This window comes from Rhodococcus sp. Chr-9 (assembly GCF_000801125.1).
Taxonomy (GTDB): Bacteria; Actinomycetota; Actinomycetes; order Mycobacteriales; family Mycobacteriaceae; genus Rhodococcus; species Rhodococcus pyridinivorans.
On the sequence record NZ_JTIZ01000122.1, the window covers coordinates 763,034 to 777,540 of the forward strand.

11 protein-coding genes and 3 pseudogenes are annotated in these 14,507 nt (G+C 66.5%); 8 read left to right on the forward strand and 6 right to left on the reverse strand.

The window, feature by feature from the left end; genetic code table 11:
* Nucleotides 1-68: 68 nt before the first annotated feature.
* A complete protein-coding gene (locus QR64_RS22700; RefSeq protein WP_019289422.1) occupies nt 69-392 on the reverse strand; it encodes a pyrimidine/purine nucleoside phosphorylase in 324 nt (107 codons plus the stop codon).
* A gap of 77 nt (nt 393-469) precedes the next feature.
* A pseudogene (locus tag QR64_RS26220) lies at nt 470-586 on the reverse strand (VOC family protein); the annotation flags it as partial.
* Between the two features lie 227 nt (nt 587-813).
* Between QR64_RS26220 and QR64_RS22710 the strand changes: the two are divergent.
* From QR64_RS22710 to QR64_RS22720, 3 genes and pseudogenes are all read left to right on the forward strand, one after another.
* Nucleotides 814-1,221 carry a hypothetical protein gene (locus QR64_RS22710; RefSeq protein ID WP_235367283.1) on the forward strand — a complete coding sequence of 136 codons (408 nt, stop codon included), beginning with the start codon at nt 814-816 and terminating at the stop codon, nt 1,219-1,221.
* Nucleotides 1,222-1,290: 69 nt separating this feature from the next.
* Nucleotides 1,291-3,234, forward strand: a pseudogene (locus QR64_RS22715) (SIP domain-containing protein).
* A 69-nt stretch (nt 3,235-3,303) separates the two neighbouring features.
* Nucleotides 3,304-3,525, forward strand: coding sequence for a glycosyltransferase (locus QR64_RS22720; protein ID WP_039587304.1), 222 nt, complete (start codon nt 3,304-3,306; stop codon nt 3,523-3,525).
* A 239-nt stretch (nt 3,526-3,764) separates the two neighbouring features.
* On the opposite strand, the gene QR64_RS22725 is transcribed toward QR64_RS22720, so the two are convergent.
* Entirely contained in the window at nt 3,765-4,337 is a 573-nt protein-coding gene (locus tag QR64_RS22725) for a hypothetical protein (protein WP_039587306.1), read from the reverse strand.
* Nucleotides 4,338-4,508: 171 nt separating this feature from the next.
* Here QR64_RS22725 and QR64_RS22730 point away from each other — a divergent pair, with 171 nt between their 5' ends.
* The gene (locus QR64_RS22730; protein WP_235367285.1) at nt 4,509-5,018 is read left to right on the forward strand and encodes a hypothetical protein; all 510 of its coding nucleotides are present in this window, start codon (nt 4,509-4,511) and stop codon (nt 5,016-5,018) included.
* A gap of 131 nt (nt 5,019-5,149) precedes the next feature.
* On the opposite strand, the gene QR64_RS22735 is transcribed toward QR64_RS22730, so the two are convergent.
* From QR64_RS22735 to QR64_RS28945, 3 genes and pseudogenes are all read right to left on the reverse strand, one after another.
* Nucleotides 5,150-6,256, reverse strand: coding sequence for a hypothetical protein (locus QR64_RS22735; protein WP_235367287.1), 1,107 nt, complete (start codon nt 6,254-6,256; stop codon nt 5,150-5,152).
* A gap of 66 nt (nt 6,257-6,322) precedes the next feature.
* Nucleotides 6,323-6,670, reverse strand: coding sequence for a hypothetical protein (locus tag QR64_RS22740; RefSeq protein WP_019289432.1), 348 nt, complete (start codon nt 6,668-6,670; stop codon nt 6,323-6,325).
* Nucleotides 6,671-7,074: 404 nt separating this feature from the next.
* Nucleotides 7,075-7,506 (reverse strand): annotated as a pseudogene (locus QR64_RS28945) (amphi-Trp domain-containing protein); the annotation flags it as partial.
* A gap of 728 nt (nt 7,507-8,234) precedes the next feature.
* Between QR64_RS28945 and QR64_RS22750 the strand changes: the two are divergent.
* Genes QR64_RS22750 through QR64_RS22765 form a run of 4 tightly spaced genes read left to right on the forward strand, consistent with a single transcriptional unit; the run spans nt 8,235 to nt 14,305 of the window.
* Nucleotides 8,235-9,890 carry an acyclic terpene utilization AtuA family protein gene (locus QR64_RS22750; protein ID WP_235367303.1) on the forward strand — a complete coding sequence of 552 codons (1,656 nt, stop codon included), beginning with the start codon at nt 8,235-8,237 and terminating at the stop codon, nt 9,888-9,890.
* A complete protein-coding gene (locus QR64_RS22755) occupies nt 9,887-11,485 on the forward strand; it encodes an acyl-CoA carboxylase subunit beta (RefSeq protein WP_019289437.1) in 1,599 nt (532 codons plus the stop codon). Before QR64_RS22750 ends, QR64_RS22755 begins: the two co-directional genes overlap by 4 nt.
* A gap of 7 nt (nt 11,486-11,492) precedes the next feature.
* On the forward strand, nt 11,493-13,529 hold the full coding sequence (locus QR64_RS22760) for an acetyl/propionyl/methylcrotonyl-CoA carboxylase subunit alpha (RefSeq protein WP_039587311.1): 2,037 nt from the start codon (nt 11,493-11,495) through the stop codon (nt 13,527-13,529).
* On the forward strand, nt 13,526-14,305 hold the full coding sequence (locus QR64_RS22765) for an enoyl-CoA hydratase family protein (protein ID WP_039587312.1): 780 nt from the start codon (nt 13,526-13,528) through the stop codon (nt 14,303-14,305). Before QR64_RS22760 ends, QR64_RS22765 begins: the two co-directional genes overlap by 4 nt.
* Nucleotides 14,306-14,507 lie beyond the last annotated feature (202 nt).

Sequence of the window (14,507 nt, forward strand, 5' to 3'; positions counted from 1 at the left end):
CCACGAACGGAAGAACGCTCCCACCGAGCAGGACTCGGTGGGAGCGTTCTCGCATGCTGAGGGTGTGGTCAGCCGTAGTGGCAGACGTAGCTGACGGCTTCGGTGACCTCGATGTCGAACGACGAGTCGCCGGGCACCGAGAAGGAGTCGCCTGCGCCGTAGGAGGTCCAGTCCTCGCTGCCGGCGAGCCGGACGCGGCACGCGCCGCTGTGCAGCTCCATGACCTCGGGATCAGCGGTGCCGAAGTTCAGGGTCGCGGGCAGGATCACGCCGGCCGACTTGCGGGTTCCATCCGCCAGGTGGAAGTTGTGGCTGACGCACTTGCCGTCGAAGTAGACGTTGGCACGCGGGTCGAGCGTCACGTTGGCGTAGGTCGAAGTCGGCTCACTCATGAGCTGGAGCGTAGCGAGGCGGGTGCAGGTCGCCGGTCGCCGGGGTCGGTGTGCGCACGTCCGTCGCGAGGTGTATTTCAGACAACCTTCACGGAATCGACGATGTCGAGATAGTGCTGGTTGTACATCACCGCGAGCACGTTGCCGAACGGGTCGACGACCGAGGCGGTGACGAACCCGGGGCCGCGTTCGGTGATGTGAGCCTCGCTTTTCGGTTGTGGACCTTCCGCGCGATACGTCTTGCATCCGGAAACGAGAAGGCCTGCTGGACTCACCTAAGTTATGAGGTATAACTTAAACGCTTCGGGGGAGGGGATCGGGTGGCTCAGCTGGGCAGACGCGCACGCAAGATCGACCTCGACGACATCGTCCGGGTCGGTCGCGCGCTCGGCTCGCGGGGGAAAACATCCTCGGCGACCTCGTGCTCCACCACGATCCCCACCACACGGTCGAACGGCACCTGTTGTCCTTCGGGTTGCAACTGCGGGCGTTCGTGCTCGACCACCCCGGTCTCGGCACCTACATGCAGATCTTGTTCCCACGCGGCGACGCGGGACGTCGCCTCATGGCCGACGAGATCGTGGCACTGTGCCGTGCCGGATACAACCCGGACGTCGCAGTGTCGGTCGCGAGCGTCGTCGCGGGATCGACCATCAACACCACCGTCGCCGACGAAACCCAGCGGCTGCGCGTCGAGGGCCTCGACGAACGGCGCCGCGCCGTCAGCGAGCAACTCGACACCGACGCGAGGCCCACCGTGAACTACCCGCCGTCGACGCCGGGGAGTTCTCCAAGCTCGTTCTCGCCACCACGATTCGTGGACTCGTAGCGGTCCCTCCACCGGGGCGGCCCTGAAAGAAGTGGTCGCCGATCTCGCGACGACAGGATTGGGGAAGTGATGGCTCGCCGTGGATTTCAGGGAATGATGATGCGCGGGTTCGATGCCCGTGATCACGACGCTGTGGTCACGGGCACCGAACAGATCGCGCCGCACTTCCGCCGGGTGCGTATGTCGTCCCCGTCGTTGTTCGAGGACGTCGTTCCCGGACCGACCGCGTGGATCCGGATCTGGTTTCCCGACCCCGACGGATCGGACACCGAATGCCAACGCGGATAAACCGTCTCGGAATGCGATCCGGAGACCGGGGACTTCGCCGTCGATTTCGTCCTGCACGAACCGGCCGGGCCGGCGTCGACGTGGGCGCAGCGAGCCGAACCCGGTGATGTCATCAGTGTCACCTCGTTCGGGTCGCGCGGCTTCGACATCCCCGACGAACGTCCCGCCGGTTACCTGCTGATCGGCGATTCCGCGTCGATCCCCGGCATCAACAGCATCATCGAAGCACTACCGCGCGACGTCGCGATCGAGCTGTATCTCGAGAAGTGCGACGACAACGACGAACTCATCCCAATGCCGGACCACCCGCTGCTGCGCAAGCACTGGGTGCCGCGCCGCGACCACGAATCGTTCGCCGCCGCCGTCGAGGACCGCGACTGGTCGAACTGGTACGCATGGGTGGCGCCGGAATCGAACTCGCTCAAACACCTGCGCACCCGTCTGCGCGACGAGTTCGGTTTCCCCAAGTCCGAGGTCTACGCCCAGGCGTACTGGCACGACGAACGCGCCATGGGCAAGGAGCGCACTCACGAGGCCGAACCGGCCCCGGCGGAGACCGCTCCGCCGGTCCCTGAACCCGAGACCACACCCGCACGCGGCACGTGGCGGGCCCAGGGTGGGGGTCGGCTCCTCGCGCCACTGAAGCGGACACTGATCGCCGCCGAGGTGCTGCAGGCCGTCATCACCCTCATCCAGCTCGTGCCGTTCGTGCTGCTCACCGAACTGGCCCGCCGCCTGCTCGCCGAAGCTCCGAACTCGGAACTGTGGTCCGTCGGGTTCTGGGCGATCGGACTCACCGCGGTGGGCACCCTGCTCGCGGCCGCCCTGAGCCAGTGGCTGCACCTCGTCGACGCGCGCTTCGAACGCGACCTGCGGCACCGTCTGCTCGGTACGCTGTCGGCCATCCCCCTCGGCTGGTTCACCGCCCGCGACTCCTGGCAGGTCAAGCGCGTCGTTCAGAACGACACGCTGTCGCTGCACTACCTGGTGACCCATGCCGTGTCCGATGCGGTCGCCGCTGTCGTCGCACCCGTCGCGGTGCTCGTCTACCTGTTCGCCGTCGACTGGCGACTAGCCCTGGTGCTGTTCCTCCCGATCCTCGTCTACCTCGTGCTGATGACCGTCATGATGTCGCAGTCCGGGCCGCGCACAGTGCAATCCGCGCGGTGGGCCGAACGCATGGACGGCGAAGCCGCCGCCTACCTGGACGGGCAGCCCGTGATCCGGGTCTTCGGAGGCGCGGCCGCGTCGACCTTCCGCGCGCGGCTGGGGGAGTACGTGCGGTTCCTCGTGGACTGGCAGCGACCGATGGCTGGCAAGAAGACCCTCATCGACCTCGCCACCCGACCCGCGACGTTCCTGCTGCTGCTCACCGCACTCGGCACCGCGCTGATCACCGCGGGAAGCATGGCGCCGGCGACGCTGCTGCTCCTGGACGAAGCGACGAGTGCGCTGGACACCGAGAACGAAACGGCGGTCGTGCAGGCGCTCGGGGCAGATCCGGTGTCGCGCACGCGGGTGATCGTCGCGCACCGGCTTGCGAGCATCCGGACCGCTGATCGGATGGTGTTCCTTGAGCGCGGCCGGATCGCGGAGGGCGGAACGGTCGACGAATTCCTTTCTGCGGGTGGGTGTTTCGCGGAGTTTTGGACGCAGCGGGATTCGGCGTCGGCGTGGCAGATCGGAGCGGCGGCATCGGGTGGGAGGCACGCGTGGAGGCCGTGAACGCGGGAACGAACAGCCGGGACCCCGACGGTCTTCACCGGCGAGTGCGGTGCGGATAGGCTGACCAGGATGGCCCGCTATCTACTGTGTGCCACTCCCGCGGGAGGGCATGTCACTCCGATCCTGGCGGTCGCATCCGCACTCGGCGATCGAGGGCACGAGGTCACTGTCCTCACCGGTTCTCGGTTCCGCTCGTTCGTCGAATCCTGCGGTATCGCATTTCGCGAGTTGACACGAAACCGGTCGATGCTCGGCTGCGAGGACATGCGGTCATCCTTGCATCACGCCTGATCGTCGGTTTTCTGTGTTGCGCGGCGATCGAGGATCGAAGAGCAGTCATCTTTCCCGAGAATCCGGTAGCGGTGCAAGAAGCCGAGGCGGCTGTAGAGCTGGGGATAGTGGCGGAAGCGTTGGTCGATGTCCGGATCGACAAGTACTGCGCATATCGCGTTTAGTTGGGCGCCCGCCGAGGCAATGTCGCTGTCGACGTCGATAGCGGTGAGGTCGCGCTTGCCCGAGGTGAACTTCGGTCATGAAATGGAGAGCGGTCCGGTTGTGCCGGTCACGGTCCACTGTCCGTCGACCTGGTCGAGGACGTAGGTGAGGCCGAGTCCGCAGTCGATGCCGCACCAGAGTCCCGCGCCGATATGGACTGTTCCGTCGTCCTGCGGCCAGGTGGGGGACAGGCCGACGATGACGCCGTCGTGTGCGACCCCGGTCAGGCCCTGCCGTGCGCGATCTGCGTACTGCTGTGGGTCGGTGGTGAACTCGACCGGCGGCAGATCCGCGGACTGCGCGGTGATCTCGTTCTTCAGTTCCGTGTCGAACGGTGGCCCGTCGGCGACGGTGAACATGTGTGCGCTGCGTGAGGCAGCGCCGTCGACGATGTAGACGGACCCGATCGGGGTCGGTGCTGTCGCGAAGGGATTGTCGACGAGGATGAGGTGGTGCAGGGCGGCGGCATAGAGCTGTGACTGCTCGCTGGGTGGCGGGGGACTCGTGGACGGGTCGAGTTGATCGGTGCCCGCGTCGGTGTCGGTGCTCGAGCAGCCGGCCAGGATGGCAGCAAGGATCCCCGAGAGGGTCGCCGCTCGAAGGCTCATGGTTCGAATGGTACCGATTGCCGAGGTGATGCCGGCTTTTCGTGGATCCTCCGAAGGGGGTCCGCTCGCCCGACACAGTCCGGTGGTTGCGCTCTGGTGCGAGGGTTCGTGCGAAGGTGAGTTATGACTGTCGCTGGGCGTCCGGCTCGTTGGTGGACTGTGCTGTCGGGGGTGACCGCGGTCCTTGTCGGGTTGGTGTGCGGGGTGATCGTGTGGACGTTCGCCCCGCCGGTGGTGTTCTTCCCGTGGTTTGCTCTGGCGTCCTGGGTTCTTCTGATCCTGGGGGCGGTGTGGTTGGTGGTCGGGTTGTTCGGCTGGTTCAAGTTTCGCGCTCTGCGCATGAGCGCGATCGCGCCGGCGTTGGTGCTTGCCACCGCGGTGCTCGTAGTTTTGTCGGTTCCGTCAACGGTGGCGTTTGCGGTGTCGAAGGGGTCCTTGGTCGCAGCGTCGGCGCAATGTGCGCCGTCCTGGGACGGTCGGCGGATCGGTGTGTATCAGGTGTGGCGGATTCAACCCGTCGACGGAGGGTGTCTGTTCTACATCGAAGGTGGGCTGATCGACCCGATCGGACTTGCGTATCTGCCCGATGGCGCGCCGTATCTGGGTAAGCCCCGCCACGACGGCGACATCGGGTACGAGCAGTACAGCGGCGATTGGTATCGATTCGTGGAACGTTTCTGAGCTCTGCCCGTAGGCGGCGGTAGCGCGCTGAGGTGATGACCGGACGTCGACCCTACGGCGGGCTGGTCTGTCAGCGGTTCGTGTCGCGATCCGGTATCGCCGTGAGGCGGTTCACCATTCGAACCGAGCAATCAGATCCTGGACCAGGTGTTGTCGTGGTGGTCACGTATCCAGTCAATGATCTCGCCATCGGCGTGGACATCATCGGTGAGCCAGAATGTCTCGTCGGGTGCCCATCCCGCGATCATCGACGCCGCGTCACCGTCGACGTCGATGGCAGTGCCCGCTGCGGTGAGATAACCGGCGACCGTGAGGTGCACTCCGCCGTACACCTCGGCCACAGCCTGCCAGTCGGGCAGAACCCATCGTCCGTCGCGACCGGTGGTGCGGTACCAGTCGTGGCGTTTCTGTGCGGTGACCTCGAGCGGAAACCGCCGGCAGAGCTGCGCCCAGTCGTCGAGGCCGTGAATCTCGAGTACGTCGACGGTGTCAGGAACGAGATGCCGCCGCGCCCCGGCGTGGTTGTCGCCTCCGGAGTCTTCGACGAACCACAAGCATGCGGGTGAGCCGCCGACCAGTGTCCGTGTGGAGCAGGGGACGCCGAGTGGCGCCGACCACCACACCCCGGACCAGTGGGCTGTCGGATCGGTGGGGCGTTGGTGTGCGGCTCGCTGTTCCTCGGCGACGACCTTGTCCCGCCAGGTAGCAAGCGCGGGACCGACCCGGGGAACACTACTTTGCCGCTCGGTCCAGCCCAGTGACCACTGTGCGTCCCGCGCGATCTCGGTGGTCCACCACCAGGTGTGCTCCGATCCGGCGAGGTGCTCGGCGATGCGGCGCAGGTGCGGGCGCATCGGCTCCGTCGCAGCGAGAATGTCGTCGCCGTCGGGTGGCTGCCAGTATCGGGCGGAGTCGGTGGTGGCGGCGAGCACGGCGCGAAGGTCGGTTTCTGTCACGTCCGGCAGCGGCACGTCCGCCAACCGTCGCGCTACGTCGTCGGGGGTGATGTTCGGGAGGGGTCGGTCGGCGCCGGGCCCGTAGAGGACGCCTGCGGTTCCGCGCGCCACGTCGAGCTGGTAAGCGGCGTAGAAAATTGCCGAGGAGAACGACTCCCGGGTGTGTTCGTCACCCGTATTGTTGTCGGCGATCTGCGCGTATTCGAGGAGTAGACGACGACCGCGTGGACCCGCCAGCAGTGCCTCGGTCGGGTTCGCCGGAGGGTCCGGTGTCGTGCTCATGGCGTCCAGTAGATCATTACCGGCGTGGCCGTGACGGGTGGAAGATGTCGATGCCGGGGCGCGGCGTCAGATCACCGACCCCGAGGTGTGTTTGATCTGTCGCGGGGTTGCCACGTCCGTCGTCGGCCACGGCTGAATCAGGTAGTCCTCGACGGGGTCACCGTCGAGGCGAGTATCGCTGCCGCGGGCGCAGATACGGACTCGGTATCGATGGTTGCCGGTCTCGGTGATGCCGCGGATGCTGGGTGCCTCGGGTTCGTCGTCCCAGAACGTGAGCACGTTGACAGCGTGGTCTGCGGTGGCGAGGAGATCGCCTTCGGCGACATCCTCCCACTCGGTGCCGTCGAATACCGCTGGCGTGTCATGGGGTTCCACCGCGACGTTCACCGGTCCGGCCTTGATGCCGACTTTCACGCTGATCGTGTCCTCGGCGAAGGATGCGAGGGGGAGTTCGGGGTATCGGCCGTGGATGGGTTCACGTGGTGGACCGGCCTCGATGAGGAACTGCTGATAAGTCGGTCTCGATGACTGCCCGATGTCGCTGGACCGTCATCGCATAGATCCCTTTCAGCTCGCTAGGCACGCATCGGTCGCCGGGCTCGACCAGGGACAACATACCGCGTGGCGGCTGTGTTCTGGGCGGTAGTGGGGGTACGTGAGCGCGCCAAGCGCTCAGTCCGAGCGGGTGACCGACCGCAGTGACGGGGTCGAGTGCCCGAAAAGATCCGACGCTGTCGGGCGGCAGGAAGGAATGCGGTGTCGGCCCCGAGGTGTTCGCGAGGGTAGGAGCGACGCCGGGGGCTGTGTATCGATCGGTCGGCGGCGCGCTTACGTGGCCGGCCACGCCGCGCCGTCTTCTTGACCGGGGCTCTTCGTCGCGGCTCGGTTTGCTGCGGCTCGCCTTCGTCCTCGTCTTCACCCGGGTCCTCATCCGAACCTTCGGCGGTGTCCGCTTCCTCGTCCGGCTCCTCGTCCGGTTCCTCGTCCTCCTCCTCGTCCGCATCGGCTTTTGGGCTGTCGGATGGTGCGTCGCGTCAACTGAATTCGACCTCGATCTCGACCTGGTCGCCGTCCACCTCGATTTCGAGTTCCCATTCGAGTCGGTCGGCGACGACGAGCGAAATGGTGTCACCGCCCGAGTCCAGTTCCACTTCGGATCCCGTCGCCAAGGCGCGGCCGAGTGCGATCAACCGCTCGGATGCCTGCTTGCGGGAAAGTTCGGCCTTCTGCTTGATCTCCAGCTTCGGCACGGCAACTCCTGACCTCGGTGAAGTATGCATCCACGGTATCTGCCGCGAGGTAGGCAGGAGTCGTGAACGAGGAGTCGTGACGATTTCGAGGTTCGCCGTCCTGGCAAGTTACGTGCGCGCGACCGATCGCGGCGAAAGTACTTCCGGGCGCGATTAGACTTGCCGGTGTCGCAGGCCTGCCGATGATGTCGGGCCCGGTGCCTTGCCGGCGCCGGTTCGTGTGGCGATGGTTTTGTTCGTGTTGCAACGGTCGACGGTGCGGTCGGTGGTTCTTCTGTCAGGAGTTGTCATGGCCCGTTCCGTTCGAGATGAAGAAGGCCGTTCGTCGGCCGATGAGGTGACGCTGCACGACCTCGAGATGGTGGTGCAGGCACTGACCGGTCGGGGTGCGGACGCAGATGTCGTCGAGTTCGGGAGCACTCGGGGAGCTGCAGAACCGTCCGGGAAATCCGACGTGCCGGATGGGAGGCGTCGTCGCCGCACACAGCGGTGAGCCCGTTATCGGCCGTGAGGGGTACGACCAGGGGCCGCGTGAAACAGTCATGAGTGCTTGCTCCAAGAGCAGCGACATGTGACGCTGACCACATGGTGGAGTCGCGTGAGCTTCTCGACGATCTCTGTCCGCTCGTTCCTCAGCGGCCAGGACGCACGGTTCAGGAGCGGATCGCGTGAGCCGCGTCGTGCGAATCGCCAATTGCTCCGGTTTCTACGGCGACCGTCTGTCGGCGATGCGCGAGATGCTCGAAGGCGGCGAACTGGACTATGTGACCGGTGACTACCTCGCCGAACTGACGATGCTCATCCTCGGTCGCGACCGTCTGAAGAATCCGGAACTCGGCTACGCCAAGACGTTCCTGCGGCAGGCCGAGGACTGCATGGGGCTCGCTCTCGACAAGGGGGTGCGGATCGTCGCGAACGCCGGTGGTCTCAACCCCGCGGGTCTGGCTGCGGCGCTGCACACGGTTGCGGATCGGCTCGGTCTGTCACCACGCATCGCCCACGTCGAAGGCGACGATCTCCTCACTCGCATCGACGAGTTCGGTTTCGTCGCCGACCCGCGCCCGCTCACCGCGAACGCATATCTCGGTGCGTGGGGCATCGTGCGGTGCCTCGATGCCGGAGCCGACATCGTCGTGACCGGACGCGTCACCGACGCTTCGGTGATCGTCGGTCCCGCCGCCGCCCACTTCGGTTGGGCACCCGATGACTTCGACGCACTCGCGGGTGCTGTTGTCGCCGGGCACGTCATCGAATGTGGTACCCAGGCGACCGGCGGAAACTATGCATTCTTCGTCGAACTCGACGACCTCGTCCGCCCCGGATTTCCCATCGCCGAGATCGGGGCGGACGGCGCGGCGACGATCACCAAGCATCCGGGTACGGGAGGAGCCGTCACCATCGGCACGGTCACCGCACAACTGCTGTACGAGGTGACGGGCGGACGCTACGCGAACCCCGATGTCACCGCGCGCATCGACACCGCCACGCTGAGCCGGGAAGCACCCGATCGTGTCCGCATCACCGGCGTGAAGGGCGAGCCGCCCCCACCGACCCTGAAGGTGTGCCTCAACGCGCTCGCCGGGTTCTACAACGAGGTCGTCTTCGTCCTCACCGGACTGGACATCGACGCGAAGGCCCAGTTGGTGCGATCTCAGATGGAATCGAATCTGCCGAGGCGGCCTGCCGAACTCGAATGGACTCTCGCTCGCACCGACCATGCCGATGCCGACACGGAGGAAACCGCGAGCGCTCTGCTGCGCTGCACTGCGCGCGATCCCGATCCCGACGTCGTCGGACGCGCATTCACCTCCACGGCGGTCGAGTTCGCCCTTGCAAGCTCTCCCGGGTTCTTCGTCACCGCTCCGCCCGGCCCGGGCACCGCCTACGGTGTCTACGCGGCCGAGTACGTCGAGGCGACCCGCGTGCCGCACATTGCAGTGTTGCCCGACGGCACCCGCGTCGACATCCCGGCCGCGGCGACCACCCGGACCCTCGAACCGTTGCCGGACCCGAGTGTGCCCGCGCCGCTGTCGCCCGGACAGACTCGTCGCGTTCCGCTCGGCACGATCGCCGGTGCCCGCAGCGGCGACAAGGGCGGTGACGCCAACATCGGGTTGTGGGTCCGATCCGACGACGAATGGCAATGGCTTGCAAACACTCTCACCGTCGACACGCTGAAGGACCTGCTCCCCGAGATCGAACCCTTGCCTGTCACACGTCATCTGCTCCCGAACCTGCGGGCCGTGAACTTCGTAATCGAGGGAATCCTCGGTCGCGGCGTCGCCTCCCGTGCCCGCTTCGACCCCCAGGCCAAGGGCCTCGGTGAATGGTTGCGCGCCCGATACCTCGACATCCCTACCGTCCTGCTGGAGAAGCACACGTGAGCACCTTGATCTCGACCCTGGATGCCGGCTCCACCGAATACGGCGCAGCCGCCGATACAATGCGTGCTCGCCTGGCCGAACTCGACACAGAACACGGCAAGGCCCTCGCCGGCGGGGGAGAAAAGTACGTCCGGCGACACCACGACCGAGGCAAGTTGCTTGCGCGGGAGAGGATCGAACTACTCCTCGACCCCGACTCGCCGTTCCTCGAGCTCTCACCGCTCGCGGCCTGGGGCACCGAGTTTCCCGTCGGCGGCAGCGTCGTCACGGGCATCGGTGTGGTCGAAGGCGTCGAATGTGTCATCGTGGCCACCGACCCCACCGTGCGCGGGGGAACCAGTAACCCGTGGACGCTCCGCAAGACGTTGCGTGCCGACGACATCGCCCTGCAGAACCGGATGCCGCTGATCTCCCTCGTCGAATCCGGCGGCGCGGATCTGCCCACGCAGAAAGAAGTGTTCATTCCCGGTGGCCGGCTCTTCCGCGATCTGACCCGGTTGTCGGCGGCAGGTATCCCCACGATCGCGGTGGTCTTCGGCAATTCGACCGCCGGCGGCGCATACATCCCCGGCATGTCCGACCACGTCGTGATGATCGAGAAGCGGTCGAAGGTGTTCCTCGCCGGCCCGCCGCTGGTGAAGATGGCCACCGGTGAGGAATCCGACGACGAGTCGCTCGGCGGCGCCGAGATGCACGCGCGTATCTCGGGTCTGGCCGACCACTTCGCGGTCGACGAACAGGACGCGGTGCGCATCGGTCGCAGCATTGTGCGGCGCCTCAACTACCGCAAGGCCGGCCCTGCACCCCGGACGGACGTACGCGAACCGCGGTACGACGCCGAGGAGCTGCTCGGGATCGTCCCTGAGGATCTTCGGCAACCCTTCGATCCGCGTGAGGTCATCGCCCGCGTCGTCGACGATTCCGACTTCGACGAGTTCAAACCGCTCTACGGGTCGTCGCTCGTGACCGGCTGGGCACAGGTGCACGGCTATCCGGTCGGGATTCTCGCCAACGCGCGCGGCGTGCTGTTCAACGAGGAATCGCAGAAGGCAGCCCAGTTCATCCAACTCGCGAACCGTGCCGATACGCCGCTGTTGTTCCTGCACAACACCACCGGGTACATGGTCGGTCGGGAATACGAGGAACGCGGCATGATCAAGCACGGGGCGATGATGATCAACGCGGTCGCCAACTCCACGGTGCCGCACATCTCCATCCTCATCGGCGCGTCCTACGGCGCCGGTCACTACGGCATGTGCGGACGTGCCTTCGATCCGCGGTTCCTGTTCGCGTGGCCCAGCGCCAAGTCTGCGGTCATGGGCGGTGCCCAACTGGCCGGGGTCATCTCTCTCGTCGGACGCGCTGCCGCGCAGGCACGCGGCCAGGACTTCGACGAGGCCGCCGACGAGGCGATGCGCGCGGCCGTCGAGAACCAGATCGAAGCCGAATCGCTGCCGATGTTCCTGTCCGGTCGTCTCTACGACGACGGCATCATCGACCCCCGCGATACCCGCACTGTGCTGGGACTGTGCTTGTCGGCTGTTGCCACCGCCCCGATCACAGGTGCCGAATCCTTCGGCGTCTTCCGGATGTGAGGTTCCCGTGACCGAATCGACCATCACCACGGTGCTCGTGGCGAATCGCGGGGAGATCGCCCGCCGCGTGTTCGCGTCGTGCCGTCGGGCCGGACTGGGGGCGATCGCGGTGTTCTCCGATGCCGACGCGAACAGTCCGCATGTCGGCGACGCCGATGCCGCCGTGCGACTTGCGGGAGTCACCCCTTCCGAGACCTACCTCGACGGGAAGAAGATCGTCGCGGCAGCGTTGACGACGGGCGCCGACGCGGTCCATCCGGGTTACGGATTCCTTTCCGAGAGCGCACGATTCGCGCGCGAAGTGCTCGAGGCGGGGTTGATCTGGATCGGACCGCGCCCGGAGTCGATCGAACGGATGGGCTCGAAGGTCGAGGCCAAGAAGATCATGGCCGACACCGGTGTCCCTGTTCTTGCCGAACTCGACCCTGCCGACATCACCGACGCCGACCTCCCGGTGCTCGTCAAGGCCTCCGCAGGCGGCGGTGGGCGCGGAATGCGGGTGGTGCGGACATTGGCCGACCTGCCTGGGCAACTCGACGCGGCCCGCCGGGAGGCCGCGTCGGCGTTCGGCGACCCGACGGTGTTCTGCGAGCGGTATCTCGAGAACGGGCGGCACATCGAGGTCCAGATCCTCGCGGACCGCCACGGCACGGTGTGGGCGGTGGGCGAACGCGAATGCTCGATCCAACGTCGCCACCAGAAGGTGATCGAGGAAGCCCCCTCGCCGCTCGTCGACGCGATCGAGGGGATGCGCCCACGCCTGTTCGACGCCGCCCGGCGCGCCGCTCAGGCCATCGGGTACGAGGGCGCCGGCACCGTCGAGTTTCTCGCGGACCGCTCGGGGCGGTTCCACTTCCTGGAGATGAACACGCGCCTGCAGGTCGAGCATCCCGTCACCGAATGCACGACCGGGCTCGATCTCGTCGATCTCCAGTTCCGCATCGCCGACGGTGACCTCCTCGACCCCGAACCACCCCCGGTACACGGCCATTCCGTGGAGGCCAGGCTCTACGCCGAGGACCCGGCCCGAGACTGGCAACCGCAGTCCGGCACCGTGCACCGTTTCGCGCTGCCGCAGGAGGCACGCGAGTTCGACGTGCTCCGGCACACCGGTGTGCGCGTCGATTCCGGTGTCCTCGCGGGATCGGAGGTCGGGGTCCACTATGACGCGATGCTCGCCAAGATCATCTCGTACGCACCGACCCGCGACCGCGCGGTGCGGCTGCTGGCATCGACGTTGACGCGCACCGAGATCCACGGCATTGTCACCAACCGCGACCTCCTCGTCGCGGTGCTGAAACATCCCGCCTTCCGTGCGGGGGAGACCGACACCGCCTTCTTCGACACCCACGGACTCACGGAACTGTCGGCACCGCTCGCCTCAGCGCACGCGGAAGCGGTGTCCGCGATCGCCGCTGCTCTGGCGGAGTCGGCCACCAATCGCACCGCTGCCACGGTGAATGCGGGACTGCCCTCGGGATGGCGGAATCTGCCCTCGCAGCCGCAGGCCACACGATTCACGGGCGTCCACAATGACCACGTGGTGCGTTACCGAGTCACCCGCGACGGTGTCCACGTCGACGGCCGTGACGACCTCGGTGTCGTCGGGTTCGCCCCGGATCGCGTGGTTCTGGACGTCGACGGTGTCCGCCGGCATTTTGTGGTGGCGCGATACGGCGACGCGGTGCACGTCGACTCGTCGCTCGGACCGGTGCGCTTGACTGCGGTGCCGCGTTTCGTGGACCCCACCGCCCGAATTGCTGCAGGATCACTGCTCGCACCCATGCCGGGATCGGTGATCCGGCTCGGCGCTGCCGTCGGCGATGTGGTGGAAGCGGGGAGGCCGCTCGTGTGGCTCGAAGCGATGAAGATGGAGCACACCGTCACCGCACCCACTGCCGGCACGCTCACGACGCTCGCCGTCGAAGTCGGCGATCAGGTCGCCGTCGGCACCGTCCTCGCTGTCCTCACCCCGCACGACGTGTCCGCACCGGTCGAGAGCCCCGACAGCGAAGGGGGCCACCACATCGAGGAGTTGTCATGACCGAACCCGATCCGGTGGTGGTGCGCTACGTCGTCGACCACGGCGCTGCGACACTGACCCTCGACTCCCCGCACAACCGCAACGCCCTGTCCGTACCGCTGCTGACCCAACTGAGCCGCGGACTCGTCGACGCGGCCGCCGACCCCGCCGTCCGCGCGGTCATCCTCACCCATACCGGTGGAACATTCTGTGCCGGAGCGGATCTGAGCGGATTCTCCGGATCCGCGCAGGAAACGGCTGCCGCACGCACCCGCGACATGACGGCCTTGCTCCGGCAGATCCTGGAGCTCCCCAAGCCGGTCTTGGCCCGCATCGACGGGCACGTCCGCGCCGGCGGCATGGGTCTGATCGGTGCCTGCGACATCGTGGTCGCCGGGCCGGCGTCGACGTTCGCACTTACCGAGGCACGGCTCGGTCTGGCCGCGTCGATCATCTCCTTGACCGTGCTCCCGCGATTGTCGCCGCGCGCAGCGGCACGGTACTTCCTGACCGGCGAACGGTTCGGTCCCGAGGAGGCGTCCTCCGAGGGTCTCGTCACCCTGTCGGTGTCCGATACCGACGCTGTCCTGGTGGAGTTGCTCGCGGAGATCCGTGCCTGCTCACCGCAGGGTCTGGCCGAATCGAAACGCCTCGTCACGCAGCGGATCCTCGAGGACTTCGATCGTTACGGAGACGACCTGGCAGCACGTTCGGCGCGGATGTTCGGTTCCGAGGAAGCCGCGGAGGGGATGACGGCGTTCCTACAGAAGCGGCGCCCGTGGTGGGACATTCGGTGAGAGGGTGTCACCCGAGGCCCTGCGTCATTTTGTGCGGAGCGAATACCGATCCTGCCGATCTCGTCACCGGGCGCCGGGTGCGCGAAACGACCGTCTCCACCCTGCTCGGCGACGCGGTGCTGAAAGATCGTGGCACGCCCGGGCATCGGGTGGTCTCGATCGCATCGGATCTCGCCGGAGAGAACGGGTTCGAAATCGACGG